Origin of the sequence: Leifsonia sp. 115AMFTsu3.1, from assembly GCF_004362795.1 — a bacterium.
Taxonomy (GTDB): Bacteria; Actinomycetota; Actinomycetes; order Actinomycetales; family Microbacteriaceae; genus Leifsonia.
In genome coordinates, this window is the sequence record NZ_SNYB01000002.1 from 751007 (window position 1) to 775819 (window position 24813).

Below are 24813 nucleotides of genomic sequence, written 5' to 3' on the forward strand. Positions count from 1 at the left end.
AGCATCGGACGGCGGCGGGGGAGCCCGATGGAGGGGAGAAGTTCGTGGCAGTGAAGAGTACAGGGATCCGGGATGTCGCCGAGCTGGCCGGCGTCTCGGTGACCACGGTCTCGCACGTTCTCAATGACACTCCGCACACGCGGGTGTCGAAGGAGACACGTGCGCGGGTCAGGGAGGCGGCCAAGACGCTGGGCTACGGGCCCAACCGGATGGCGCAGGCGCTGCGGACCAACCGGTCCGGCCTGATCGGGCTCCTGAGCGAGGAGATCGCGACCACCCCGCACGCCGGACGGATCATCCTCGGCGCCCAGAACGCCGCACGCGAGCACGACCTCACGCTCGTCATCATCAACACGGAGCGCGAGGCCGACGGCACGTCCCACCGCGAGGACGTCCAGGCCCTGATCGACCGGCAGGTCGACGCCGTGCTGTACGCCACGATGTACCACCGCACGGTCTCGCTTCCCCCGAACCTGCAGCGGATGCCCGCTGTGCTGATCGACTCGACGGACCGCGCGGGCATCGTCCCGGCGGTCGTCCCGGACGAGGTCGGGGGAGCGGTCGCCGCCGTCCGTCACCTGGTCGAGGCGGGCCACCGCCGCATCGGATTCCTGAACAACAACGACGACGTCCCGGCGACGCACCTCCGCTTCGCGGGCTACCGGCAGGTGCTGGAGGAGAACGGCATCCCGTTCGACGAGAGCCTGGTGGCCTCGGCGCCGTCCGAGACGCTGCCCGGATACGGTCTGGCGAAGGAGATCCTCGCCAGGAGCGACCGTCCGACGGCCCTTTTCTGCTACAACGACCGGATGGCGATGGGCGCCTACCGCGCCGCCAGCGAGCTGGGGCTCGAGATTCCGCGGGACCTCTCCATCGTTGGTTTCGACAACCAGGAACTCATCGCGGCCAACCTCTTCCCCGGGCTCACGACCGTCGCCCTCCCGCACTACGAGATGGGTGCGTGGGCGGTCGAGACCCTCGTGCACCTGCTCCACGGAGAGGCGGAGCACCGCCTCCTCGCCGACCGTCCGACCCTGCTCGACTGCCCGCTCGTTGTCCGCGAATCCGTCGCCGGACCCCGAGCCGACTGAAAGGTACGCACATGCTCCGCCTCGCCGCCTCCTGGGTGTGGGACTTCTGGATCGCCGACGACGGCGACCGGTTCCACCTGTTCTTCCTCAAGGCGTCCCGTGCCCTGCTCGACCCCGATCGCCGGCACTGGAGGGCCACCGTCGGCCATGCCACCTCCACGGATCTGAAGAACTGGACCGAGCACGCCGACGCCCTCCTCCCCGACGACGCACCCGCCTTCGACGACCTCGCCACGTGGACCGGCTCGATCGTCCGGCAGGACGACGGCCTCTGGCGGATGTTCTATACGGCGGTGAGCAGGGAGGACGGCGGCGTCGCGCAGCGGATCAGTTCCGTGGTGTCCGAGGACCTCTTCACCTGGAGGCGCGAGCCCGGCCGGCAGGTGCTGGAGCCGGACCCGCGCTGGTACGAGACGGCGGCGACCCGTCAGTGGCCGGACCAGGCGTGGCGCGACCCGTGGGTGTTCCGTGACGGCGGGATGTGGCACATGCTCATCACCGCTCGCAGCATCCAAGGCTCCCCCGACGATCGCGGTGTGATCGGTCACGCCACGTCGCCCGATCTGCGCGCATGGACCGTGCAGCCGCCGCTCTCGTCGCCTGGTGCGGGGTTCGGTCACCTCGAGGTCATCCAGACGGCCGTCGTCGACGGGCGCGCGGTCGGTCTGTTCTCGTGCCTCGGCACCGAGCTCGCCGAGCCGGGACGGCCGGGCGACGGGGGAGTGTGGGCGTTCCCGATCTCGTCCGCGACCGGCCCGTTCGACACCGCGAGCGCGTACCGGCTGACGGACGAGCGATTCTATGTCGGGCGGATCGTCCACGATCGCGCCGGGCAGGCGCAGTTCCTCGCCTTCCGCAACGTCGACCCCGAGACCGGATGGCAGGGCGAGATCGCCGACCCCGTGCCCGTGCACTTCGAGGACGATCGCCTGGTCGTCGCCTCCGCCACGACGGCGGAGTTCTCCGCAGCGTGGAGTCGCGAATGAGCCGGCCCACCCGCGCGCTGGTGATCGGCGAGGCGCTGATCGACGAGGTCGTCGCAGGGGACGGCGTGGAGCGTCACCCCGGCGGCTCGCCCGCCAACGTCGCGGTCGGCCTGGCCCGGCTTGGTGTCCCGACCGACTTCCACACGACCCTCGGGCGCGACCCCGACGGTGCAGTGGTCGCCGAGCACCTGGCGGCCGCCGGCGTCCGCCTGACCCCCGGCTCCTGGACGCACGACCCCACCTCCGTGGCGACGGCGCGCATCGGTGCGGACGGCTCGGCGGAGTACGTCTTCCGCGTCTCGTGGGCACCGAGCGAGCCGCCATCGACGGGGCCGGCGGATCTGGTCCACACAGGATCCATCGCCGCCTTCCTGAGCCCCGGAGTCGAAGTCGTGCGTGCGGCCCTGACGCGGGCGCGGGAGGTCGGAGCCGTCACCACCTTCGACCCGAACATCCGGCCGGCTCTGCTTCCGGACGCGCCCGAGTCGCGTCGGATCTTCGCCGCCCTGGCCGGCCAGTCCGACATCGTCAAACTCAGCGACGAGGATGCCGAATTCCTGTTCCCCGGTACGCCGCTCGCGGCCGTGCTCGACGAGCTCGTGAGTTCCGGCGTCCGCGTCGCGGCCGTCACCCGGGGAGCCGACGGCGCGCTGCTGGCGAGCGGACGGCACCGGATCGCCGTCGACCCCGTTCCGACCCGCGTGGCGGACACGGTCGGTGCGGGCGACACCTTCATGGCGGCGCTGATCTGGGCGCTGTGCTTCGAGGGCATCGCGCCGCCGGACGGCACTCAGTTCGCCGAGGCCGTCACCGAGGACCGGCTGGCCGCCGCCGGTCGGGCAGCCGCACGCGCCGCCGCGATCACCGTGTCCCGGGCGGGCGCTGACCTCCCGACGCGCGACGAGGTGCTGGCCTCGCTGCCGCAGCCCTGAACCCCACCAGTCCTTACCCCCCAGCAGTCGACAAGGAGCCCCATGGCAGAGAAGCCGGCGGAGAGGTCCGCACAGACGTTTCAGCCCACCCGCCGCGCCGTCGTCCAGGGGCTCGCCTCCGCGACGACGCTTGCCGCGTTCGCGTACCTGGGCGCCCAGCCCGCCACGGCGGCGCCGGCCCCCGAACAACAGAAGCCGTCACCGGCACCGCCCCGACGGGTGCCGGTCGGACTGCTCTGAATCCGCCATGACATCCACCGCGACGACACCCACCACGACGACGGAGAACCCACGCATGGAAACGAACGTCTACGACGTGACGGACTGGAAGGTCCCCGGCAGGCCGATCGACCCCCGCAACGACATCGGCGCCGTGATCAACAGCATCATCGCCGACATCAAACGCCGCCAGACCGATCCGGCCGACAAGCCGGGCGCGGTCATCTACATCCCGCCGGGCACCTACTCGCTCAAGACCCGGGTGGTCGTCGACATCAGTTTCCTCACCATCCGCGGATCGGGACACGGCTTCACCTCCCTCTCCATCCGCTACAACTCCGACACCACCGGGTGGCATGAACTGAATCCGGGTGGGAGCCACATCCGCGTGGAGAACACCGACGGGCATGCGGAGGCGTTCCTGGTCGCCCGCGATGGCAGCCCTCGGCTGAGCGCCATCGCCTTCGAGAACTTCGCCCTCGACGGGGTCTCCTTCGGCGCGAACCAGAACTCCTACCGCAACGGCAAGGTGGGCATCCGGTTCGGCAGCGACAACGACTCCGTCCGCGTGCGGGGCATGGGCATGGTCTACCTGGAGCAGGCGCTCGTGATCCAGGGGCCGGACGCCTTGGATGTGTCCGGCAACTTCATCGCCGAGTGCGGCACGTGCGTGATGATCGTGGGCGGCAGTCAGGCGTCACGGGTCGCGGATAATCACCTGGGCGCCGGACCGGTCGGCTTCTCGATCTTCGCGGAGAACAGCAATGGCCTCCTGATCACTGGGAACAACGTGTTCCCGCGCGGGATCGACTCGGTGCATCTGAAGAACTGCTTCCGGTCCAACGTCTCGGCGAACCGGCTGCAGTCGTTCTATCCCGGCAGCATCACCCTCGAAGGCAACTGCAAGGAGAACCTGATCAGCTCGAACATGTTCGAGCGGGTTGCCGAGAGTTACGGGCCGTTCCTCGGCGTCTCGAACGGCCTCGGCGACGATTTCGGCGTCGTGCAGGTCAACGGCGACGGCAACACCATCACCGCCAACCATGTCACCTACGTCATCGCCCCCGACCAGGTGACCCCGGTGGGCGCCACGCCCGCGGTGTTCCGCGTCCGGTCCGGAGATCAGAACGTCGTCGGCGGCAACCACACGATCACCAACCTGACCGTTCACACGGTCGTCCTCGACGCCGGGACCACCAACTCCCACGTCTACGACAGCGGGACCGAGGCCCAGCTGCTGGCCCAATCCACCAGCTACGGCTTCCGTCCGACCCCCTGAACGACCGATATCGCACCGCGACGACCACGACCGGAGTACCCATGCCTTCCTCGAACCGCTACGACGTGACCGCCTGGCCGGTGGGCGATCCGGCCGAAGACATCGGCGAGGTGATCAACAGCATCGTCGCCGACATCAAGAGCCGGCAGAACGCCACCGACGAGGACGACGGAGGGAGGCCCGGCGCGGTCATCGTCCTCCCGCCCGGTGACTACCGGCTGCGGACACCGGTGCGGATCGACGTCAGCTTCCTCCGGATCGAGGGGTCCGGTCACGGCTTCACCTCCTCCAGCATCCGGTTCAACGTTCCGGAGGGCGAGTGGCCCGGTCTGCACGAACTGTGGCCGGGAGGCAGCAGGATCCTCGTCGATCTTCCGGCCGGCGACGACGACGGGGACCGCGCCGCGTTCGTCGTCGAGCGCGGTGGGAGCCCCCGGATCAGCTCGGTCGAGTTCTCGAACTTCTGCATCGACGGGATGCACTTCTCCGCAGACGGCTCGGACCTGCACCCCGAGAACACCTACGTCAACGGGAAGACGGGCATCCTCGTCGCGAGCGCCAACGACTCCTTCCGGATCAACGGAATGGGATTCGTCTACCTCGAGCATGCCGTGACCATCCACAATGCGGATGCGCTGTCCATCCACGACAACTTCATCGCCGAATGCGGCAACTGCATCGAGCTCCGTGGTTGGGGGCAGGCGTCGAAGATCACCGACAACCTGATCGGAGCCGGATTCCGCGGGCACTCGATCTATGCGGAGAACCACGGCGGTCTGCTCATCACGGCGAACAACGTGTTCCCGCGCGGAGCCAGCAGCATCCGGCTGCGCGGGGTGACGCGGTCGAGCGTGACCGGCAACCGCCTGCACGCCTTCTACCCCGGCATGGTGCTGCTGGAGGAGAACAGTTCAGAGAACCTGGTCGCGACCAACCACTTCCTCCGCGATCACGAGCCGTGGACGCCGTTCCACGGCGTCGACAACGGGCTCGACGATCTGTTCGGGCTGCTGCGCGTCAGCGGCAACGACAACTCGGTGATCGGCAACCATTTCTCGGAGGTGATCGACGCGTCGACCGTCCGGCCCGAAGGCGCCGAGCCGGTGATCATCCGCGTCGTCTCCGGGACGGGCAACTACGTCGCCACGAACCACGTGGTCGCGATCGACGCCCATGCCGTGTCGAACGACTCCGCCTTCGAAGGCCAGGTGGATGCGCTGCTCGCGACCCGCTCGGCGGAGGCGCTCGCCGTGACGGCCGTCCAGGTCGACGCGGAATCCGCGCGGAACACCGTGCTCGACTCCGGGACCGACGATCAGGTCGTCCTCGACCGTGCGGTCAACGCGTTCCGGGCGACTCCGTCCATCGGAGGCTGACCGTTTCGTTCGGCGTGGGCGAACCCGGGACTTCGGGCAACGGCTCCGGGAGATACTGGGGGAGTGACGAGCATCCCCATCCGGCCGGCCCGGCTCGACGAGTACGCGGCGATCGGCGAGCTGACCCACGCGGCGTACACCAACGACTACACCGACCTCCCTGCGCACTACCGCGATGAGCTGAAGCATCCCGAAGCCCTGCTCGACGACTTCGAGTTCTTCGTCGCCGAGGACCCGGAGACCGGACAGCTGCTCGGCACCATCGCGCTGCTGCGGCCCGGCCACGACCAGGAGGGCCGGATCGCGCCCGACGAGCTGTACTTCCGGCTGCTCGCCACACACCCGGCGGCCCGCGGGCGGGGGATCGGGATCGCGCTCACGGAGTTCGCGCTCGATCAGGCCGCGCAGCGCGGTCAGCGCGTGGTCGTAATGAACAGCGGCCCGGACATGCTCGGCGCGCACGCGCTCTACCGCAAGCTCGGCTTCCGCCGCGAGGCCGAGCGCGAGGGCATCGTCGAACTCCCGGACGGCCGGACGTTCCAGCTGCTGACGTTCGTGCGCGAGGTCGCCGCCTGAAACACGGCGATTCTGCCTACTAGCCGAGGGTGATCCCGGCGTCGTAGCTTCAGGCCACGCGAAGTGCTGGCCGCTCCGCCCAACGAGAAGGAGTTGCTATGACTTTCTGGGATTTCATCGTCTGGACGTTCTGGTTCTATCTGGTCGTCGTCTGCATTTCGATCTTCATCCGCGTGATCATCGACGTCTTCCGCGACCCCGAGCTCAACGGATGGGCGAAGGCACTGTGGGTGCTGTTCCTCGTCATCGTGCCGTTCCTCGCGGCCTTCATCTACCTGATCGCACGCGGCGGCCGTATGGCCCAGCGCAGCGCGGCCGGGGCGATGGAGGCGCAGGCGGCTGCGACGGAGCACATCCGCACGGTTGCGGGCACCAGCTCGCCGTCCGCCGAGATCGAATCGGCCAAGCGCCTGCTCGACAGCGGCGCGATCACCCCCGCCGAGTTCGAGACGCTCAAGGGGAAGGCGCTCACCGGGGTCGCCTGAGCCCGCCCGAACGCTGACCCGGGGCCGTCGCCGTCGCACCCGCGACGACGACGGCCCCGGCTTGTCAGCAGCATCCGGCTTGTCAGCAGCATCCGGCTTGTCAGCAACAATCCGGCGCACAGGAGCCGTCCGGAAGCGTCTGGCACTCGTCGGTGTCGCAGCATCCCATGGTGGCCCTCCCTTCTTCATCGATGGTTGTCGATGAACCACGATGGACGCATACATTGACGTTTGTCAATGTATCGACGAGAATCGATCCATGGCGATCACCGAGCTCCTCCCGCTGCGCGACCTGCAGGCCTGCTGCGCGCCGCTCACGACAGAAGTGATGAGCGAGGAGAACGCGCACTCGGTCGCGCGAGCGATGAAGGCCCTCGCCGATCCCGCTCGACTCCGGTTGATCTCGATGGTCGCGGCGCACGACGACGGCGAGGCCTGCGTGTGCGACCTGACGGAACCGCTCGGACTCTCGCAGCCCACGGTGTCTCACCACCTGAAGATCCTGGTCGACGCCGGCTTCCTCAGCCGGTCGAAGCGAGGGACATGGGCGTACTACCGTCTGGTTCCCGGATCCCTCGACACGGTCTCGTCGTTCCTCGCGTCGGTCTGACGCCGACGGTCAGAGCCTCAGCCGGCGCTCCACGATGTCGGAGGCGACCTGCGAGATGCCCTTCTGATTGCGCCGCGCGTAGTCGCGGATGAGCGTGAACGCCTGGTCGATCGGCACCGCGCGGGTCTGCGCGACCACGCCCTTGGCCTGCTCGACGATGATCCTGCTGTTCAACGCGAACTGCAGTTGCTGGCGGATCGCATCGCTCTCGGCCAAGCTCCGCTGGTGCAGGATGCCGATGGTCGCCACATCCGCGAACGCCTGGGCGGCAACGAGGTCGTCCTCCGGCAGGTCGCCCGCAGTGTCGCGCAACAGGTTCAGCGTGCCGATCGTCTGTGCGCGGAGGCGGAGCGGGATGGCGTCGATGGCGGCGAAGCCCTGCTCCAGGGCTCGGTCGCGGAAGGCCTGCCAGCGGTCGGGCACCTGCTCGATGTCGGCGACCGAGACGACGGCGCCGGTCTCGAAGCTCTCGATGCACGGGCCCGCGTAGGCGCTCAGCTGCATCACCTCGACCAGGCGGCTGGCCTCGCTGGTGGAGGCGATCACATCCAGTTCTCCGTGCTCGTCGGCCAGCATCACGCCGGAAGCCGTGGCGCCGAGGAAGCGGCTGGAGAGGTCCACCAGGTTCTGCAGGAGGTCGACGACGTCGTAGTCGGCCACGAGCGTGTCGGCCAGCTGAGCGAACGCCCGCAGGATTCCTTGTTCGCGAGTGAGGGTCATCGCGATCGACCGTCCCCTCCGTCGAGCGCCGAGAAGTCGAGGCGACCGTCGAGGACGTCCCGCGAGACCTCCATCATCGAGCGATCCGTCGCGTAGGCGTGCGCTTGGATGACCATGCGGGCGTCGTCAGCGCTGACATCCAGTTGTGCGAGCACCATCCCGGTGGCCTGATGCACGACGCGGCGGGAGAACGGGTTCGCATCGTCGGCCGGTTCCTCGCGGCCCATCGTGTCGAGGGCGCGCTTCAGCAAGGTCCGTCCGGCGGCCTCGGCGAGCTTAGTCGCCGCCTGCGTGTGCGCTTCGTCCAGTGCGACGGGTTCGCGTGCGTACATGTCGACCGCGCCGATCCGCAGCGGCCCGACGAGCATCGGAAAGGCGAACAGGGCGCCGACCCCCGCCTCGATCGCGGCCGGCGTGAATGAGGTCCACTGCTGTTGCGGGCGCCGGCGCAGATCGGGTTCGAGCACAGGACGGCGCAACCGCAGGGCGTCCCAGCAGGGGCCCTCGCCGAGGTCGAACTGCAGCTCGTCGAGACGGGCGGCCACGGTGTCGCTGGCCGAGACCGTCTCCGTCCCCAGCAGGTCGCCGATGGTCGAGACGGCCGTCCCCTCGACCGGGAGGGCGTCCATGAAGGGGCGCCAGTACTCCGCCTGCGGTGCGTCGCCCGGAGGCGCATCGGTGGTGCTCTCGTTCATCCGCGGCCGCCGTCCATTCCACCCACGCTACCGGTCGGTACCATCGGTCTGTTCAAGCGTGCTCTCATCGCGCGGGGAAGTCCAGGTCGGGCTCTGGGCGTGAGGCCGGTCGAACGCCGCCACTCGACCGGCTCTCCGGGTGTAGACAAGACCCGTGGGAGTGCGTGAGCTGCTGGGCATCGAGGCCCCTGTCGTGCTGGGGCCGTTCGGGGGCATGTCGTCCGTTGAGCTGACGGCGGCGGTGAGCGAGGCAGGCGGTCTCGGGTCTTTCGGCCTCTACGGGCTGAGCGCCGAGCGCATCCGGGCCGTCGGCGACGAGCTGCGGTTGCGGACTTCCCGTCCGTTCGCCCTCAATCTGTGGCTGCCGTTCCGGGCTCCCGGCGAGCCGGATGCCGGCGAAGGCTTCGACCGCGACGACGTCGAGCGTGCGATCGGGGCCTTGCGGCCGCTGTTCGACGAGGCGGGGGCGTCTGTCCCGGAGTGGCCGATCGCGCCCCTGCCCGACTTCGATGCACAACTGGCGGCCGCGCTCGACGCCCGGCCGGCAGCACTGAGCTTCGTCTTCGGGGTTCCACCGACCGACGTGGTCGAGGCCGCGCATCGGCGCGGGATCCGTATCATCGGCACGGCGACGACGGTCCCAGAGGCGTGGGCACTCGAGGCCGGCGGGGTGGATGCGGTGGTCGCGTCCGGCTCCGAGGCGGCCGGGCACCGGCCCTCCTTCCTCGCAGACCCGGCGGACAGCCTGGTGGGCGGACTCGCCCTGATCCCGCAGGTCGTCGACGCGGTGGGCATCCCTGTGATCGCCGCGGGGGGCATCGCCGACCGCCGTGGCGTCGCGGCCGCGTTCGCCCTCGGCGCGTCGGGTGTGCAGGTCGGTTCGGCGTTCCTGGCGACGCGGCAGTCGGCGGCGCCGCCGGTCCACCGTGACCGCATCCGGAGCGCACTCGCCCACGAGACCGTGCTGACCCGGGCGATGAGCGGCCGGCCGGCGCGCGGGCTGCCGAACCGCGCGGTGCGGACCATCGAGCAGAGCGGCGCGATCGCCCCGTTCCCGCTCCAGAACATCCTCACGGGCGTCTTCCGCCGCCGGGCGGCCGAGACCGGCGACGCCGAACTGCTGAGCCTGTGGATGGGACAGAGCGCCGGCCTGTCGCGTCACGACGACGCGGCGGACGTCTTCGCCGAGCTGGCCGCCGGGGTGCCCGGGCGGACCGAGGGGGATTCATGATCGCAACAGACGCACGAGATCAGGTGAGCCCGACGCGCCCCCGCGCGTTTCGGCTCGTCGGGTCGCTGGTGCTCGGTGTCGGGGTGGGACTGCTGGCCTCCTACCTCGTCGTCGTGGCCGTGACGGCACCGATCCTCCCGGGAGCCTTCGTCATCCATCCGGTGTCGTTGCTCCTGACCGCGGTGATCGCCGGCCTCGCGGTCGCCGTCGGATGGCGCTGGCCGGTGGTCGGACTGACGGCGGGCATCGTCGTCCTCGTGCTCGTGGCCTTCGCCCTGACCGGGCTGGGATGGTCGCCCTCGGACTGGGCGAATCCGTTCAACGCCGTCGCCTACGGTGCGCGAAGCGCTTACCCGACGATGCTCGGAGCCGTGATGTTCACCGTCTCGGCCCTGAGGCTGTGGTCTCGCCGGACGCGATAGCGCGCATCCCGTGGAGCAGCACCTCACCCGGGTCACCACCGCCGACGGCACGGACATCGCCGTCGGCTCGGTGGGCACGGGCCGGCCGGTCGTGTACGTCTCCGGCTGGCTGAGCCACCTCGAACGGGGATGGCGGCTCCCCGAGGAGCGCGCGTTCTACGAGGATCTCGCGCACGGGTGCCGGCTGGTCCGCTACGACCGGGCCGGATGCGGGATGTCGGGGCCGGCCCGGCAGCCTCCGTCGCTGTCGTCCGAGCTCGAGCAGCTCGCGGCGGTGGTCGCGCCGCTCGGTCCGGAACCGTTCGACCTCATCGGCGTCTCACTCGGGGCGCTGGTCGCCGTCGCCTGGGCGGCCGCGCATCCCGAGACGGTCCGGCGGCTCGTGCTCTACGGGGGCTGGGCGTCTGGCGCGGAGGTCTCACCGCCGAGTGCGCGCGAGCACGTGCTGGCCCTGGTCGGATCGCACTGGGGCCTGGGCTCGGACGTGCTCACCGATCTGTTCGCCCCGGATGCGTCCGCCGCAGCGCGGAGGGAGTTCGGCCGGTATCAGCGAGCCGCATCGGATGCCACCACGGCGCAGTCGCTCCTCGCGCTGAGCTACGCGCTCGACGTGCGCGGGCTGCTGCCGCAGGTGCGCACTCCCACGCTCGTCGTCCACCGGGAACGCGACCGGGCGGCTCCGCTTGCGCAGACGGAGGCCCTGGCGCACGGCATCCCGGGCGCCGAGTTCGTCGTCCTCCCCGGGAGGTCGCACCTTCCCTGGGCCGGCGATGCAGCGGCGCTCGCCGCGACGATCCGGCGGTTCCTCGGCCTGCGCGCGATCCGGACCCCCGCGGGGACATTGACGCCGCGGCAGCGGGAGGTCGCGGCCCTGGTCAGCGAGGGGAGGACGAACCGCGAGATCGGCGAGCGGCTCGGAATCGAGGAGCGGTCGGCGGAGGGGCATGTCGAACGCATCCGGCTGCGGCTCGGCCTCCGGTCGCGCGCGCAGATCGCGGCGTGGTGGACCGCGCAGGGTGATCAAGCGCCGGAATCACGGCGAGCGTGACCGGCGAAGTGGGGTAGTTCCCCGCCTGATCGGCGAGTGGATGCGCGGCAGAGTCGTCCCGACAGCATCCACGACCGAGGAGCAGGCATGAGCAGGACGACCACGACAGGTGACCGACAGGCGACGGGATTCGCCCAGCATCCCGGACGCGGACGCTTCAACGCCGCCTTCTTCCGGCTGATGGGCCCGTACCTGGAGCGGTCGCTGCGTCCGCGCAAGCGACGCGTCTTCGCCGGGGTGGCCGGAGACGTCGCCGAGATCGGACCGGGGGTCGGCGCCAACCTCCCCTACCTGCCCGCCGGGGCGTCACTCATCGCCATCGAGCCCAACCGGTACATGCACGACGGTCTCCGCACGGCGGCCCTCCGTTCGGGCGTCGCGCTCGACCTGCGGGAGCGGACCGCCGAGCAGACCGGCCTGCCCGACGCCAGCGTCGACACCGTCATCTCGTCGCTCGTGCTCTGCTCCGTGAAGGATCCGGATGCGGTGCTCGCCGAGATCCGCCGCATCCTGCGCCCCGGTGGTTCGTTCCGGTTCGTCGAGCACGTGGTCGCCCCGAGCGGGACGCCGACCCGCGCCTCACAGCGGCTGTTCCGCCGGCCGTGGGCGTGGACGTTCGAAGGATGCTCGTGCGAGCGCGATCTCGAGCGCTCGCTCCGATCGGCCGGTTTCGCCGAGGTCGAGGTGGAGCACTACCGTCTCCACACGCCGTTCCTGCCGTTCAATCCGCAGATCGCGGGTGTGGCTCGCGCCTGACCTCGCTCAGTAGTCCTCGCGGCGATCCTGTTCGGCGTCGACGACCGGCTCGGCCTCGGCCAGCTCGCTCAGCGTCTGGCGCAGGTGCCGGGTCAGCCACTCGTTCGACGGCTCGCCGCCGGAGACGATGTCGTCGAGCTGCCGCAGCCGCTCGGACGCTGAGCCGTGAAGGTCGTCCATGATGTCCTCCCACCCTTGCACGGGCCCCGGATGGGACCGCCTTCGATGAGGCTAGTACCGCCGTGTTCCGATGGCCATGCGCGCCGTGCTGCTCAGCTGCGGGATGCCGCCGTCTCGCCGCGCAGGATCGACGACATCTTCTTGCCGCGCGCCACCTCATCGACGAGCTTGTCGAGATACCGCACCTTCTGCATCACCGGGTCGTCAATCTCCTCGACGCGGACGCCGCAGATGACGCCGGTGATGAGCGACGCGTTCGGGTTCCAGTGCGGAGCGGTGGTGAGGAACGTCTCCAGGTCGACCCGGTCGGCGATGGCCGCCTCGATGCCCGCGTCGTCGTAGCCGGTGAGCCAGCGGGTGACCTCATCCACCTCGTCCTTGGTGTGCCCCTTGCGCTCCACCTTGGTCACATAGAGCGGGTAGATGTCGGCGAACGGCATGGCGAAGATGCGGTGGCTCATGGCGTCAACGGTAGCGCGCGGGAGGGGAAGTGTGACCGGTCGATCCGGGCTAGCGCGGCTGCTCCATCGGCCGCGATCGCTTCAGATACTCGCGCGAGCGGGCGACCTGCTGGTCGAGCGCGTCGACCGTCGTCGCCATCCGCGCCACCGCCTCCGTGCGGTAGGTGTCGATGCTGTCCATCGTCGCGAACACGTTGTCGAAGGCGCGCTGCAGCACCTCCACATCGACCGCCGACGAGGTCTGCTCCTTCTGCACCTGCTCGGTCTGCGTGCGGAGCACCTCGCCCGTCCGGCCGATGAGCGCGTTGGTGCTGTCGTGCAGGGCGCCCAGCTGGTCGATGACCAGCTTCTGGTTCTCCAGCGCCTGGGCGACGACGACGGCGGTGCGGAGGGCCGAGACCGTCGTCGTCTTCGCGCGCTCGACGCCCTTGATCAGCTCGACGTTGTTCTTCTTGATGACGTCGAGTGCCAGATACGCCTGCACCGAGACTGCGATCTGAGTCGTGAGATCCTGTCGGCGCTGGCGGATGGGGAACAGCGCCTCCTTCTCCAGCAGCGTCGCGCGCGCCGGGTCGGTCATGCGCAGGTCGGCCGCCGCATCCACGGTCGCCTTGTCGAGGGCCGCGGTCAGCACCACGTACTCGTTGAGCCGCTCGGTCGTCTTCCAGAGGGACGCCCGTTCCTTCTCGATCTCGGCGTTGTCGCGGGCGAGCCACTCCTGCCCGTGATCGAGCGCGGCGACGATGCCGTCGAGCTGCTTCTGCGCCGACTCGAACCGCTGGACGTACTGGCGCAGCCTCCGTCCGCCCGGCACCCGGGAGAGCATCCGGTTGCGGCCGGTCAGGTGCTGGGGGTCGAAGTCGCTGACGGTCGCGCGGAGGTCCTGCAGCGTCCGGATGACCCCGTACTGCGGGTCGGTGCGCACCGCCTTGCCGCGGGCTGCGGCGAGCGAACTGGCCGGGCGGCTGAGCAACTGGCGGGAGGCGTCGCTGGATGCGCGCATCTCGGCCTCGCCCAGGTGCGAGAACCCGATGATCTTGCGCGTGAACGCCTCCGAACCCGGTTCGGCAGCGGCCAGTTCCCGGATGAAGTCGCGGGCCCGCTGCTCGAGCTCCGCCTCGCGTTCGGCCGAGACGGCCACCATCTCCACGGCTTGCTCCTCCTGTAGTTCCGGTACGGCGTCCGGTGGGCGCAGTGTGTCCTCGGGTGCCTCGTCCATGAGCCGCTCCCTCCGCCGCTGTCGTTGCGACGAGGATAGATCGCCCGGCGCGCCGCGTGGAGGGGTTGCAGCGAACCCCCAGGTGCGCTTCGGCGTGCGCTCGAGTGCTCGACCGCGGGACCAGAAACGAAGGTGAGCGGCTCGTGGCGCGCCGCCCGGAGCGGGAAACGGAGGACGGGGCGTGCCCGCGGCCCGACGAAGTCCTCCCTGCCCGCGCGACCGCGCTCCACTGTCTATTCGGCCCGTCGGCACCGCGCGTATCCTCCGGGGCCATGAACAGGACACGCTTGGCCGCGCTCACGGCCATCCTCGCCCTCGGTCTCGCCCTCACGGCGTGCACCCCGCAGGGAGGCGGCGTCCCGGGGAAGTGGGGGAGCACCGACCCCGGGGAACCGAACCTCATCATCAACGCGAACGGCTCGTACTCGGGGTCCGACGGCTGCAACACCATGAAGGGGACCGGCACGATCTCGGGCAACACGATCGATCTCGGCACCGTCGCCGCGACGCAGAAGGTCTGCAACGGGGTGGACACGTGGATGTCGACGGCCGCGAGCGGGAAGGTCGACGGCAACGTCATGACGGTCTACGACTCGTCCGGCGCGCGCATCGGCACGATCGACCGCGACGACTGATCGCCGTCCCGGCCCGCTCCCGGTGCTCCCGGAATGACCGCTTCCCGCGTAGCGTTCGAGCGAGTGGATGCGTCGGAAGGAGCGGACGATGACCGACACGGAGAAGACGGCGACGGAGGCTGCGGAGTTCTACGCGGGTGTGGCCGCCGAGTTCCTGCAGCACTACGCCCGGGGGCCGCGGTTCGTCGCGGTGACCGGGGTCCCGGCCGCGGATGAGGCCCGCGCGGCGGACGCGTTCGCGGCGGCGCTGCGTGATGCGAGCCAGGAGGTCGAGCGCGCCGGCGCCGACGCGGAGAGCGGAGCGGATGCGTTCCGCGAGGGCGTCGTGGCCCCGTTCCGCGCGCGCGACGGGGTGCTGGTCGTCGACGGTCGCGGTCTGCTGAACCCGGCTTTCCGCGGATTCTGGAACTTCTCGCTGTGGGTCGAGCACGACCCGGAGCGGAGCCCGGACTGGTCGTTCGTGACCACCGGGCAGAAGGATCCGCTCGGCGCGCCGCGCGAGGTGGCATCCGTCCTGCTGGACGACACCGACCCCGAGCGGCCGCGCCGGCTGTGGGCCGACTCCTGCTGAGCGGGCGCTGCAGCTGAGCCGGCCCTGCCTCCGCTAGGCGCGGGGGCGGTCGAAGCGCGCGCCCTCGGGCTTCGAGGGCAGGATCGTCAGGACGAGCACGGTGATGCCGCCGACGATCGGGACGAAACCGAGGAAGAAGAACGGACCGGCCAGGTCGGCGTCGTGCAGCCGACGCCAGATGAGGGCCAGGTGGGGGACGATCGTCCCGAGCGACCACACCGCGATCAGCAGCCCGGGGATCCAGAACAGCGGGCCGGGCGTCGAGCTGCCGTCGTCATTCACGGTCGCACCCGCGAAGCCGAGGCCGAGGGCCAGCACTTCGAGCACGATGGCGACGATGACCGAAAAGAGGATCCACCACCAGTACTCGCTGCGGCTGGCGCGTCCGGTGAAGTCCGCGTACTTCGTGAAGAAGCGCTTGATGGCCTGTCCGATCGTCGCCCCGTAGAGCGGCGCCCAGAGCGGGGTCTCGCCGGTCGGAGCGGCGGAGGTGGTCGGGTACTGCGGAGACGTCACGAGGAGTCCTTTCCAAGACACGTGTTGTGTGAGGTGGAGCGGGCATAGTCAAGCGCATGGGAGCGCGCTGTACGCCTCGTGTGACGCGGCGTGTCCGCTGGGAGTGGGAGTCCGTCGATGCCGACCACTATGGCCGCAATCGGCGCCGCAGAGTGCGGATGAGCTAGCATCGCCGAAAGCCGTGGCATTGGTACGCGGAATGCTTGCATATGAGGATGGTTCCATGAAGCGTGGGCGTGAGGTTGTGGCCCGTGTGGCCGTCATCGCCGCACTCATCGCCGCCCTCAGCGGGTGTTCGTTGATAGGAGACGCGCTGAAACAGAAGACGACACCGGCCGAGGACCGGGAGTATCAGCGCATCACAGCGCAGAAACAACACAGCCGGTGGCCGAATATGGACGAGATCACCTTCACGCAGGAAGGCAGTATCGACGGTTCCGGCACCTGGGCAGCCAATGCGATCGTGACCATCGACGGTAAGGACTACGACCGAATCATCGGCCCGCACTCCGGGATCGGTGACGACATACCGGTTCCTTCCCCGGGGTTCGTAGGCGGCCCGCTGACCGTGCACTACAGCGACGGGACATCGGAGGTGTTCGAATGACGCCAAGCGGAGCAGTGGCAGGCCGGCGTGCTTTTCCTCGCAGACGCACGACCGGCGGAGGTCTTGCGCTGACCGTCGCCATCTTTGCCGTACTCATCGTCGGGCTTACGGGATGTTCATCGATAGGAGACGCCGTGAAGCAGAAGACGACCTTGCGAGAGAACCTAGAGAACCAGAGGGTCTCGGCTCAAAGGTTCATCAGCAGTTGGCCAAACGTGGAGGTCATCGAGTTCACGCGCGAGGGCAGCGTAGACGGGTCGGGCGAGTGGTCGACCAATGCCATTGTCACCATCGAAGGAAGAAAATACGAAGAGATCATCGGTCCGTGGGAAACGGCGGGGGATGACCTGCCAAGACCGCCTGAGCGGTTGTCACCGCAGCCCGTGACCGTGAAGTACAGCGACGGTACGTCGGAGGTTCTGGAGTGAACACCGCAGAAGATGACGAATCGATTGCGAAGCGCGCGTACAAGGTTGATTCTCTGGCGCAAAAGCCTCCCCTTAGAGCCGGAAGTACGTTCTACACCGACAACGATGTGGCAAAGCAGAAGTGGAAGGTCATCGTCGTCTCCGCCAATGTGAACGACGGGTTCCAGGGCATGGCCGTCGTCCCGATCGTGAATGGTGTCGAGGACTATTCGCAGGTCTCCATCGCTTTCGCGGGGACGAACTTCGACGATCCGCATGACATCGCCGCGGACGCCGGTGTGATACTGGCGACTCAGACCGCTCAGGCGGAGGATGCGAAGGCGTTCGCCGCAAAGGTGAAAGAGCTCGTGCAGACGGACCATCCGGAGGCGACGTTCGCGACCGTCGGACATTCCCTGGGCGGCTTTCTCGCCCTGCTGGTCGCTGCCGAGAATCGCTGGCCCGCGACATCGTTCAACGGCCCGGATCCGTGGCGGGTCTTGACGCCGAGGACGAAGGACTGGCTGACGTCGCAGAACCTGGCGGGAACGAACCCGTTGAAGAACTACGTCAACCGTTTCGATACGGTCGGGAACGCGCTCGGGAACCTGACCGGTGCCGGCATCTTCGTCTACGACGAACCCGACGGCTCCCTTCTCGGCTATCACAACATCGGGAAGGACGACAAAGGTGAGCCGCAGGCCTTTCGCTTCGGACCCACGGGCGAGATCATCGGCGCGGGATGCACGGCGGTCGACCTCGGCGTGATCCTCTACAACCTGGATCAGACCGCTGCGGCCCAGGCCGTGTGGAAGATGCAGAAGGACTCCCCGTATCCCAAGGTGCTCGTGGCGATGGAGCCGGCGCTGGCGCTTGCGAAGAAGATCGGCGGGCTCACGGAGCATCTGAAGGCGATCAAGAACGCCAACGGCAGCGTCGAGTCCGAAATGGAGGATGCCCTGCGCGACGCCAAGAACCTCTACGTATCGCTTCATCCGACGATGACCATCACGGACATCGAGAACAGCGTGGCCCTCAATCGGCTGGCTGTCCACGACAACCTCGACCGAGACGCGATCGGAGCCGTGGATTCGCTCGTGAATCGTCAGATCAGGATGGTCACGGCGCTGGAGGACGGTATCCACAATGCGATCGTCAACACGCTGGCGCAGGACGTCCACGCTGCGGCGGCGTTCACATCCCCCTAGCGATGTCGCTACTACCTCAGGAAGGACGGCAGCGTGACTGACCATCGCCCCGGCGATCGTAATCCGATCGCCGACATCCTCTCCCAGAACGCGGGGCCGGATGCCACGCGCAGCGCGCTGGACGCTGAGATCCGCCGCGCTCGGGTCGACCTCCTCGATTCCGTGTTCCCGCCCGACGTCGCCCGGCGCTACGCGAGGATCAGAGCCGAACAACTCGCGGCTGTGGCTGAGGCTGCCAGGCACATCTCCTCGGCGCTGGCCGAGGGCGTCGACGGTGACGTCCTCTCGGGAGCCGTCGCTCAGAAGGTGAAGGATGGCATCGCCGAGATCGCTGGGCAGAAAGACTATGCGCGGGGAATCGAGAGCATCACATGACGGGTTATAGCTCGCTCGCTGACCTCGAAGCCGACCAGGACAGAACGGCGTTCGCCGCGCGACGCCGGATCGACGAGGCGGACGAGCACCTCGGCCTCTATCGCTCGCAGATCACGACGTTGCTGGAAACGTTCTACGCCGTCGCGGAGCGCCAGGGCGTCACCGACCACCCAGGCTTCCGGTCCCGATTCCAGGGCGTGGTCCAAGACACTGACGAGAGTTTTCTCGCTGGCCTGCAGGTCGTCTCCGAACTGGAGGAGGACTTCCACCGGATGAGTGCCCGGCACCTCGATGAGCGTGAGGAATTCCTCGCCCGGCGCCAGGACCCCACCGCTCGCTGAGCCCAGGCCGAAGAGGACTCACCCGAGCGAGTCGAGCTCCTCGCGGACGAAGCGCGCGAACTGCGCCGCGGCCGCCGACTGCGACCGGGTGCGGTTGCGCGCCAGGCCGATGATCCGTGTGGCCTCGTCCCGCAGTGGCACCGCCACGATCCCCGGCTCGGCCGGGGTGTCCGGGATGAGGGCGGCACCGACGCCGTCACGTACCAGTCCACGCAGGGTCGAGAGCTCCGTGACTTCGATGACGGGGCTCATCACGACACCGTGCGCGGCGAAGTAGGCGTCCGCGATGTGGCGGAGACCGGAGCCGGTGCGCAGGGCCACCAGGTCGTAGGGCTCGAGGTCCGGAACGCTGACGGCCGTCGCCCCGGCGAGGGGATGCCCCTCCGGCACGCCGAGCACCAGCCGTTCGGCGGTCAACGGCTCCCATTCGATCTCCGGGTCGCGTGGGTCAGGGCTGAGGAACGCCACGTCGGCGGCGCCGTCCCGCAGCGCATCCAGCACCGTGTCGGCGGTTCCGCCGCTCAGCACGAAGCGGATGTCGGGGAACAGCCCGCGGTACTCGCTGATGACCTTCGGGATGAGCCACCCGCCGAATGACGAGACGTACGCGACCGAGACGGTGCCGCCCGACGGATCGCGCAACGCTTCGATGCGCGCTCGGGCGTTCTCGAGCTCCGATTCGGCCCGCACCGCGTGCGCGAGCAGGATCTCGCCGTACTGGTTGAGCTCCAGGTGGCCGCGGCGGCGGTCGAACAGCTCGACGCCCATCTCCTGCTCGAGCCGTGCGAGCGAGCGTGTGAGGGTCGACTGGGACACCCCGAGGGTCTCGGCGGCGAGAGCCGGATGGCCCTCCGCGGCCAGCGCCCGGAAGTGGGCGATCTCGTCGATCCGCATGCCTCTCATCATGGCGTATCGGCGCGTTCCCCCGTGCGGTGCTCAAATGAGCGGTCTACCCCTGAACGAGTTTTCTGTACGTTCACACACGAGAAACAGTCCCGTTTCACGCCGTCCCTACGGTGGGCGCGGACTCATCCCACACCTCACCGACCGAGGAGAACAATGTCAACCAGATTCGGCAGGCTGGCGCGTGTCGCCGCCGCCGCGCTCGCGGGGGCCGGCCTCGCCGCCGGTTCGCTCGTCGCGACCCCGGCATTCGCCAGCACCGACAGCACCGGTGTCGTCATCAACGAGGCGTATCTGTCCGGCGGGAGCGCCGGCGCCGCCTTCACGAACAAGTTCGTCGAGCTCTACAACCCAGGGGACAGCGCCGTCAGCCTGGCGGGATGGAGCATCCAGTACCGCCCGGCCACCGGCACGAGCGCATCCACCGGCGTCGTGCCGCTGACCGGCTCCATCGGCGCCAAGGGGTACTACCTCGTCGCCGGCGGGTCGAACGGCACCAACGGCCAGGCCTTGCCGACGCCGGATGTCGCGAGCGGTGCCCTCAACCCGAGCGGCACCACCGGCACCCTGGTCCTCGCCAAGACGGCCTCGGCACTGACCCTTCCGACCGGCTCGGTGACCGGCAACGCGGACGTCGCCGACCTCCTCGGCTACGGCACCTCGAACACGTTCGAGAAGGCGAAGGCCACGGCGCCCTCGGGCAACACCGACGTCAAGTCGCTGGTCCGCACGAACTTCGCCGACACCGACGACAACAGCGCAGACTTCACCCTCAGCGCCACGATCACGCCGCAGAACGCCGCCAGCGCGCCCGGCGACCCGGGCGACCCGGGCGACCCCGGCACGCCGGGTGACGGCACCACCGTCCCGATCGCGGAGATCCAAGGGACAAGCGACACCAGCCCGAAGGCGGGCACGACGGTCACCACCGTCGGCGTCGTCACGGCCCAGTACGCGACCGGCGGATTCAACGGGTTCTACATCCAGACCCCCGGGACGGGCGGCGCGGTCGACCTCGCCACGCACACGGCCTCCGACGCCGTCTTCGTCTACGGCTCGTCCTTCGCCGGAACGGTCGCCGCGGGCGACTACGTGAAGGTCACGGGCGCCGTCAGCGAGTTCAACGGCCTCACGGAGATCACCGCGACCGGCGTGACGAAGCTCGACGCGTCGACGGTCACCGCACCGGTGCCGGCCACGGTCGGCCTGCCCGGCACGGCAGCCCAGCGTGAGAGCCTCGAGGGGATGCTGCTCGCGCCGCAGGGCGCGTTCACCGTCACCGACGTGTACGCCGCCAACCAGTACGGCGAGATCGGCCTCGCCGCCGGTGACAAGCCGCTGGTGCAGCCGACCGAGGCTGCGCGTCCGGGTTCGCCCGAGTACGCCGCGGTCGTCGCCGACAACGCGGCCCGCGCGGTCACGCTCGACGACGGCGCATCCACCAACTTCCTGAGCGCGGCGAACAAGTCGAAGCCCCTGCCGTACCTCTCGCTGAGCAACCCGGTCCGCGTCGGCGAGCCGGTCGCGTTCACGAAGCCGGTCGTGCTCGACTACCGCAACAACGCCTGGAAGTTCCAGCCGACCAGCGAGCTCACGCCGGCGAACGCCGACGCCGTGCAGCCGGTCACGTTCACGAACACCCGCACCGCCGCCCCCGAGAACGTCGGTGGCGACCTGCGGCTCGCGACGTTCAACGTCCTGAACTACTTCACCACGACGGGCGACCAGCTCAGCGGCTGCACGTTCTACACGGACCGCGACGGCAACCCCATCACGGTCAACAGTGGATGCGACGCCCGCGGCGCCGCCGACGCGACCAACCTGAAGCGCCAGCAGGACAAGATCGTCGCGGCGATCAACGGCCTGAGCGCCGACGTCGTGTCGCTCGAGGAGATCGAGAACTCGGCCCGCTTCGGCGAGAACCGCGACTCCGCCCTCGCCAGCCTGGTCACCGCCCTGAACGCCGCTGCCGGCTCCGAGGTCTGGGCGTACGTGAAGTCGCCGGCGACCCTGCCGGCGACGGAGGACGTCATCCGCACCGCGTTCATCTACAAGAAGGCGAACGCGGCCCCGGTCGGCGACTCGAAGATCCTCGACGACCCGGCGTTCTCGAACGCGCGGCAGCCGCTCGCCCAGGCCTTCAAGAAGGTCGGCGCGAAGGACTCCTCCGCGTTCCTCGCCATCGTGAACCACTTCAAGTCGAAGGGGTCCGGCACCGGTGAGGACGCCGACCAGGGAGACGGCCAGGGCGCATCCAACGCCTCCCGCGTCAAGCAGGCCAACGCCCTCGTCGCGTTCGCGAACGAGCGCAAGACCGCGCTGAAGACCGACAAGGTGCTCCTCATCGGCGACTTCAACGCGTACCTGAAGGAGGACCCGATCAAGGTCCTCACCGACGCCGGCTACGTCGACCAGGTCAGCACCCGCACGACGAAGGCGACCTACTCCTTCGGCGGAACGGTCGGCTCGCTCGACCACGTCCTCGCGTCGCCCGCGGCGAACACGGCCATCGCCGGCGCGGATGTGTGGAACATCAACTCGGGCGAGTCCGTGGCGCTGGAGTACAGCCGCTACAACTACAACGTCACGAACTTCTACGCGGCCGACCCGTACCGGTCGAGCGACCACGACCCGATCGTCGTGGGCCTCGGCCTCACGCCCAAGCCGGTCACGCTGAACCTGCTGAACATCAACGACTTCCACGGCAGGATCGACGCCAACACCGTGAAGTTCGCGGGAACGATCGAGAAGCTCAAGGCGGAGGCGGGCGACGCGAACTCGCTCTTCCTCTCCAGCGGCGACAACATCGGCGCCTCGCTCTTCGCATCGGCGACCGCGGGCGACATCCCGACGATCGACGTGCTCAACACGCTGCAGCTGAAGGCGAGCGCCGTGGGCAACCACGAGTTCGACAAGGGCTACGCCGACCTCACCGGACGCGTGAAGGATGCGGCCGACTTCTCCTACCTCGGCGCCAACGTGTACGAGAAGGGCACGAAGACCCCGGCCCTCCCCGAGTACGCCACCTTCGCCGTCGACGGTCTGACCGTCGGCGTCATCGGAGCCGTCACGCAGGAGACCCCGACCCTGGTCTCGCCGGTCGGCGTCTCGTCGCTCGACTTCGGCGACCCGGTGGAGGCGGTCAACCGCGTCGCCGGTGAGCTGACCGACGGCGACCCCGCCAACGGCGAGGCCGACGTGCTGGTCGCGGAATACCACGAGGGCGCCGGCTTCGGCACGCCGGAGGGTGCGACGCTCGAGCAGGAGGTCGCGGCAGGGGGAGCGTTCGCCGACATCGTCACCAAGACGAGCGCGAAGGTCGCGGCGATCTTCACCGGCCACACCCACAAGCAGTACGCGTGGGATGCTCCGGTCCCGGGAGTGGACGGCAAGACCCGCCCGATCCTCCAGACCGGCAGCTACGGCGAGAACATCGGCCAGGTGAAGCTGACGGTGGACCCGGAGACCGAGACGGTCACCTCGTACACCGCCCGCAACGTCGCCCGCACCACGGACGCGGATGACGCCCTCGTCGCCGCCTACCCGCGGGTCGCCGCCGTCAAGACGATCGTCGACAAGGCGCTCGCCGACGCGGCCGTGATCGGCAACCAGAAGGTCGGCTCGGTGACGAAGGACATCACCACCGCCTACCTCAACGGGGCGCGCGACGACCGTTCGAGCGAGTCGACCCTCGGCAACCTGGTCGCCGACTCGCTACTGTCCAGCCTCTCCTCGCAGGAACTCGGCGGCGCCGAGATCGGCGTCGTCAACCCGGGCGGTCTGCGGGCGGAGCTCCTCTACGGCACCGACGGGACGGTCACCTACGCCCAGGCCAACGCGGTGCTGCCGTTCGTGAACAACCTGTGGACCACGTCCCTCACCGGGGCGCAGTTCAAGCAGGCGCTCGAGCAGCAGTGGCAGCGCAACGCCGACGGCACCGTTCCGAGCCGTCCGTTCCTCAACCTGGGACTGTCGAAGAACGTCAGCTACACGTACGACGCCACCCGGCCGGAGGGCGACCGCATCACGAGCATCATCGTGAACGGCCAGCCCATCGACCCCGCCAAGTCGTACCGCATCGGGTCGTTCTCGTTCCTCCTGCAGGGCGGCGACAACTTCCGCGCCTTCGCTGCCGGGTCGAACACGAAGGACTCCGGACTGATCGACCGCGACGCGTGGATCAGCTACATCCAGAAGAACAGCCCGCTGTCGCCCAGCTTCGCCAAGCGCGGTGTCGGCGTCAGCGGCGTGCCGACCGGGACGCTGCAGCGCGGTCAGCAGGTCACCCTCCAGGTGTCCAAGCTGAACCTCACCTCGCTCGGCAGCCCGGCGAACACGAAGCTCGACCTCTCCTGGAACGGCTCGACCGCGATCGGCTCCGTACCGGTGGACGCAGCGGGCAACGCGACCGTCACCTTCACCGTGCCGGCGGATGCGGCGGGCGCCAGCGCGCTGGTGCTGACCGCTCCCGACTCGGGCACGACGGTCCGCGTCCCGCTCACCGTGGCGGACGCCCCGACCAACCCGAAGCCGGGTACCGACCCGAAGGCGGCCAAGGAGTCGGCGCTCAAGAAGGCGCTCGAGGACAAGGTCACCGTCGACAAGGACACCTACCGCCCGGGTGACACCCTGCGCGTGACCGTCGGCACGCAGCACGCCGGCGAGTGGGTGTCGGTCTGGCTGTACTCGAAGCCGCAGAACCTGAGCGGTGGATGGGTGCAGGTCCCGGCGGACGGCGTGCTGACGCTCACCCTGCCGAAGGACGCGGACAACGGCCAGCACAAGCTGTCCGTGCAGGACGCGTCCAACAGTGTGATCGGCTGGACCACCCTCAAGGTGAAGGCCGACAAGCCGCACACGGGCATCCCGGTCCTCGACTGGCTGCTCGACCTGCTGGACCGCCTGTTCGGCTGGTTCTAGCACTACCCTGACGGACGCCGGGCACGCGAGAGCGTGTCCGGCGT

At 69.0% G+C, this 24813-nt stretch carries 28 protein-coding genes; 21 read left to right on the forward strand and 7 right to left on the reverse strand.

The genetic code is table 11. From position 1 onward, the window contains the following. Positions 1-50: 50 nt before the first annotated feature. From AXZ95_RS14575 to AXZ95_RS14615, 9 genes are all read left to right on the forward strand, one after another. Complete coding sequence (locus AXZ95_RS14575) at positions 51-1091, forward strand: LacI family DNA-binding transcriptional regulator (RefSeq protein WP_018192066.1); 1041 nt, start codon at positions 51-53, stop codon at positions 1089-1091. A gap of 11 nt (positions 1092-1102) precedes the next feature. Next, on the forward strand, positions 1103-2077 hold the full coding sequence (locus AXZ95_RS14580) for a hypothetical protein (protein ID WP_018192065.1): 975 nt from the start codon (positions 1103-1105) through the stop codon (positions 2075-2077). Further along, positions 2074-3009 carry a carbohydrate kinase gene (locus tag AXZ95_RS14585; RefSeq protein WP_018192064.1) on the forward strand — a complete coding sequence of 312 codons (936 nt, stop codon included), beginning with the start codon at positions 2074-2076 and terminating at the stop codon, positions 3007-3009. The genes AXZ95_RS14580 and AXZ95_RS14585 overlap by 4 nt, the downstream gene beginning before the upstream one ends. Positions 3010-3051: 42 nt before the next feature. Next, a complete protein-coding gene (locus tag AXZ95_RS14590; RefSeq protein ID WP_018192063.1) occupies positions 3052-3249 on the forward strand; it encodes a hypothetical protein in 198 nt (65 codons plus the stop codon). Between the two features lie 55 nt (positions 3250-3304). Further along, positions 3305-4507, forward strand: a complete 1203-nt coding sequence (locus AXZ95_RS14595; RefSeq protein ID WP_026307282.1) for a NosD domain-containing protein — start codon at positions 3305-3307, stop codon at positions 4505-4507. A gap of 41 nt (positions 4508-4548) precedes the next feature. After that, a complete protein-coding gene (locus AXZ95_RS14600) occupies positions 4549-5883 on the forward strand; it encodes a NosD domain-containing protein (RefSeq protein ID WP_018192061.1) in 1335 nt (444 codons plus the stop codon). Positions 5884-5946: 63 nt separating this feature from the next. Then, on the forward strand, positions 5947-6459 hold the full coding sequence (locus tag AXZ95_RS14605; protein WP_018192060.1) for a GNAT family N-acetyltransferase: 513 nt from the start codon (positions 5947-5949) through the stop codon (positions 6457-6459). A 98-nt stretch (positions 6460-6557) separates the two neighbouring features. After that, positions 6558-6944, forward strand: coding sequence for an SHOCT domain-containing protein (locus tag AXZ95_RS14610; protein WP_018192059.1), 387 nt, complete (start codon positions 6558-6560; stop codon positions 6942-6944). Between the two features lie 259 nt (positions 6945-7203). Then, positions 7204-7554, forward strand: coding sequence for a metalloregulator ArsR/SmtB family transcription factor (locus AXZ95_RS14615; protein WP_018192058.1), 351 nt, complete (start codon positions 7204-7206; stop codon positions 7552-7554). 9 nt (positions 7555-7563) lie between these two features. Here AXZ95_RS14615 and AXZ95_RS14620 read toward each other — a convergent pair whose 3' ends face one another. Next, positions 7564-8274, reverse strand: coding sequence for a GAF and ANTAR domain-containing protein (locus tag AXZ95_RS14620; RefSeq protein ID WP_018192057.1), 711 nt, complete (start codon positions 8272-8274; stop codon positions 7564-7566). Beyond that, positions 8271-8969: a GAF and ANTAR domain-containing protein gene (locus AXZ95_RS14625; RefSeq protein ID WP_018192056.1), complete on the reverse strand. Its 699-nt coding sequence runs from the start codon at positions 8967-8969 to the stop codon at positions 8271-8273. The genes AXZ95_RS14620 and AXZ95_RS14625 overlap by 4 nt, the downstream gene beginning before the upstream one ends. A 160-nt stretch (positions 8970-9129) precedes the next feature. On the opposite strand from AXZ95_RS14625, the gene AXZ95_RS14630 reads away from it, so the two are divergent. The 4 genes from AXZ95_RS14630 (at position 9130) to AXZ95_RS14645 (ending at position 12426) form a co-directional block, all read left to right on the forward strand. Beyond that, complete coding sequence (locus tag AXZ95_RS14630; RefSeq protein ID WP_018192055.1) at positions 9130-10200, forward strand: DUF561 domain-containing protein; 1071 nt, start codon at positions 9130-9132, stop codon at positions 10198-10200. Beyond that, positions 10197-10622: a hypothetical protein gene (locus AXZ95_RS14635; RefSeq protein WP_133638920.1), complete on the forward strand. Its 426-nt coding sequence runs from the start codon at positions 10197-10199 to the stop codon at positions 10620-10622. The genes AXZ95_RS14630 and AXZ95_RS14635 overlap by 4 nt, the downstream gene beginning before the upstream one ends. Positions 10623-10632: 10 nt before the next feature. Further along, positions 10633-11670 carry an alpha/beta fold hydrolase gene (locus AXZ95_RS14640; protein WP_018192053.1) on the forward strand — a complete coding sequence of 346 codons (1038 nt, stop codon included), beginning with the start codon at positions 10633-10635 and terminating at the stop codon, positions 11668-11670. Between the two features lie 87 nt (positions 11671-11757). Next, complete coding sequence (locus AXZ95_RS14645) at positions 11758-12426, forward strand: class I SAM-dependent methyltransferase (RefSeq protein ID WP_018192052.1); 669 nt, start codon at positions 11758-11760, stop codon at positions 12424-12426. A gap of 6 nt (positions 12427-12432) precedes the next feature. Here the strand turns inward: AXZ95_RS14645 and AXZ95_RS19655 are convergent, their stop codons facing one another. The 3 genes from AXZ95_RS19655 to AXZ95_RS14655 all read right to left on the reverse strand — a co-directional run bounded on the left by AXZ95_RS19655 (position 12433) and on the right by AXZ95_RS14655 (position 14286). Continuing rightward, a complete protein-coding gene (locus tag AXZ95_RS19655) occupies positions 12433-12606 on the reverse strand; it encodes a hypothetical protein (protein WP_020076878.1) in 174 nt (57 codons plus the stop codon). A gap of 92 nt (positions 12607-12698) precedes the next feature. Then, complete coding sequence (locus AXZ95_RS14650) at positions 12699-13067, reverse strand: DUF2200 domain-containing protein (protein ID WP_018192050.1); 369 nt, start codon at positions 13065-13067, stop codon at positions 12699-12701. A gap of 49 nt (positions 13068-13116) precedes the next feature. Beyond that, entirely contained in the window at positions 13117-14286 is a 1170-nt protein-coding gene (locus AXZ95_RS14655) for a toxic anion resistance protein (protein WP_020076879.1), read from the reverse strand. Positions 14287-14558: 272 nt separating this feature from the next. On the opposite strand from AXZ95_RS14655, the gene AXZ95_RS14660 reads away from it, so the two are divergent. Both AXZ95_RS14660 and AXZ95_RS14665 read left to right on the forward strand, forming a co-directional pair. Beyond that, positions 14559-14921 (forward strand): META domain-containing protein, encoded by a 363-nt coding sequence (locus tag AXZ95_RS14660; RefSeq protein ID WP_043742496.1) that lies wholly within the window; start codon positions 14559-14561, stop codon positions 14919-14921. An 88-nt stretch (positions 14922-15009) separates the two neighbouring features. After that, positions 15010-15492 carry a hypothetical protein gene (locus AXZ95_RS14665; RefSeq protein ID WP_018192047.1) on the forward strand — a complete coding sequence of 161 codons (483 nt, stop codon included), beginning with the start codon at positions 15010-15012 and terminating at the stop codon, positions 15490-15492. 33 nt (positions 15493-15525) lie between these two features. Here the strand turns inward: AXZ95_RS14665 and AXZ95_RS14670 are convergent, their stop codons facing one another. Beyond that, on the reverse strand, positions 15526-16008 hold the full coding sequence (locus AXZ95_RS14670; RefSeq protein WP_018192046.1) for a DUF805 domain-containing protein: 483 nt from the start codon (positions 16006-16008) through the stop codon (positions 15526-15528). A 223-nt stretch (positions 16009-16231) separates the two neighbouring features. Between AXZ95_RS14670 and AXZ95_RS14675 the strand changes: the two genes are divergently transcribed. The 5 genes from AXZ95_RS14675 to AXZ95_RS14695 all read left to right on the forward strand — a co-directional run bounded on the left by AXZ95_RS14675 (position 16232) and on the right by AXZ95_RS14695 (position 18946). Further along, a complete protein-coding gene (locus AXZ95_RS14675) occupies positions 16232-16615 on the forward strand; it encodes a hypothetical protein (RefSeq protein ID WP_018192045.1) in 384 nt (127 codons plus the stop codon). Positions 16616-16749: 134 nt separating this feature from the next. Continuing rightward, complete coding sequence (locus tag AXZ95_RS14680) at positions 16750-17043, forward strand: hypothetical protein (RefSeq protein WP_018192044.1); 294 nt, start codon at positions 16750-16752, stop codon at positions 17041-17043. Next, entirely contained in the window at positions 17040-18230 is a 1191-nt protein-coding gene (locus AXZ95_RS14685) for a lipase family protein (protein ID WP_231374465.1), read from the forward strand. The genes AXZ95_RS14680 and AXZ95_RS14685 overlap by 4 nt, the downstream gene beginning before the upstream one ends. Before the next feature lie 33 nt (positions 18231-18263). After that, positions 18264-18605, forward strand: a complete 342-nt coding sequence (locus AXZ95_RS14690; RefSeq protein WP_018192042.1) for a hypothetical protein — start codon at positions 18264-18266, stop codon at positions 18603-18605. Beyond that, entirely contained in the window at positions 18602-18946 is a 345-nt protein-coding gene (locus AXZ95_RS14695) for a hypothetical protein (protein WP_018192041.1), read from the forward strand. Before AXZ95_RS14690 ends, AXZ95_RS14695 begins: the two co-directional genes overlap by 4 nt. An 18-nt stretch (positions 18947-18964) precedes the next feature. On the opposite strand, the gene AXZ95_RS14700 is transcribed toward AXZ95_RS14695, so the two are convergent. After that, positions 18965-19840 carry a LysR family transcriptional regulator gene (locus AXZ95_RS14700; RefSeq protein ID WP_018192040.1) on the reverse strand — a complete coding sequence of 292 codons (876 nt, stop codon included), beginning with the start codon at positions 19838-19840 and terminating at the stop codon, positions 18965-18967. Positions 19841-20005: 165 nt separating this feature from the next. Here AXZ95_RS14700 and AXZ95_RS14705 point away from each other — a divergent pair, with 165 nt between their 5' ends. After that, positions 20006-24769: an ExeM/NucH family extracellular endonuclease gene (locus AXZ95_RS14705; RefSeq protein WP_018192039.1), complete on the forward strand. Its 4764-nt coding sequence runs from the start codon at positions 20006-20008 to the stop codon at positions 24767-24769. The last annotated feature ends 44 nt before the right edge of the window (positions 24770-24813 follow it).

Coding starts and splice junctions, on each gene's coding strand:
- AXZ95_RS14655 (WP_020076879.1), bottom strand. CDS start 14,286: ATGGACGAGGCACCCGAGGACACACTGCGCCCACCGGACGCCGTACCG.
- AXZ95_RS14635 (WP_133638920.1), top strand. CDS start 10,197: ATGATCGCAACAGACGCACGAGATCAGGTGAGCCCGACGCGCCCCCGC.
- AXZ95_RS14705 (WP_018192039.1), top strand. CDS start 20,006: ATGTCAACCAGATTCGGCAGGCTGGCGCGTGTCGCCGCCGCCGCGCTC.
- AXZ95_RS14650 (WP_018192050.1), bottom strand. CDS start 13,067: ATGAGCCACCGCATCTTCGCCATGCCGTTCGCCGACATCTACCCGCTC.
- AXZ95_RS14695 (WP_018192041.1), top strand. CDS start 18,602: ATGACGGGTTATAGCTCGCTCGCTGACCTCGAAGCCGACCAGGACAGA.
- AXZ95_RS14675 (WP_018192045.1), top strand. CDS start 16,232: ATGAAGCGTGGGCGTGAGGTTGTGGCCCGTGTGGCCGTCATCGCCGCA.
- AXZ95_RS14615 (WP_018192058.1), top strand. CDS start 7,204: ATGGCGATCACCGAGCTCCTCCCGCTGCGCGACCTGCAGGCCTGCTGC.
- AXZ95_RS19655 (WP_020076878.1), bottom strand. CDS start 12,606: ATGGACGACCTTCACGGCTCAGCGTCCGAGCGGCTGCGGCAGCTCGAC.
- AXZ95_RS14590 (WP_018192063.1), top strand. CDS start 3,052: ATGGCAGAGAAGCCGGCGGAGAGGTCCGCACAGACGTTTCAGCCCACC.
- AXZ95_RS14625 (WP_018192056.1), bottom strand. CDS start 8,969: ATGAACGAGAGCACCACCGATGCGCCTCCGGGCGACGCACCGCAGGCG.
- AXZ95_RS14610 (WP_018192059.1), top strand. CDS start 6,558: ATGACTTTCTGGGATTTCATCGTCTGGACGTTCTGGTTCTATCTGGTC.
- AXZ95_RS14580 (WP_018192065.1), top strand. CDS start 1,103: ATGCTCCGCCTCGCCGCCTCCTGGGTGTGGGACTTCTGGATCGCCGAC.
- AXZ95_RS14600 (WP_018192061.1), top strand. CDS start 4,549: ATGCCTTCCTCGAACCGCTACGACGTGACCGCCTGGCCGGTGGGCGAT.
- AXZ95_RS14700 (WP_018192040.1), bottom strand. CDS start 19,840: ATGCGGATCGACGAGATCGCCCACTTCCGGGCGCTGGCCGCGGAGGGC.
- AXZ95_RS14595 (WP_026307282.1), top strand. CDS start 3,305: ATGGAAACGAACGTCTACGACGTGACGGACTGGAAGGTCCCCGGCAGG.
- AXZ95_RS14585 (WP_018192064.1), top strand. CDS start 2,074: ATGAGCCGGCCCACCCGCGCGCTGGTGATCGGCGAGGCGCTGATCGAC.
- AXZ95_RS14620 (WP_018192057.1), bottom strand. CDS start 8,274: ATGACCCTCACTCGCGAACAAGGAATCCTGCGGGCGTTCGCTCAGCTG.
- AXZ95_RS14665 (WP_018192047.1), top strand. CDS start 15,010: ATGACCGACACGGAGAAGACGGCGACGGAGGCTGCGGAGTTCTACGCG.
- AXZ95_RS14660 (WP_043742496.1), top strand. CDS start 14,559: ATGAACAGGACACGCTTGGCCGCGCTCACGGCCATCCTCGCCCTCGGT.
- AXZ95_RS14645 (WP_018192052.1), top strand. CDS start 11,758: ATGAGCAGGACGACCACGACAGGTGACCGACAGGCGACGGGATTCGCC.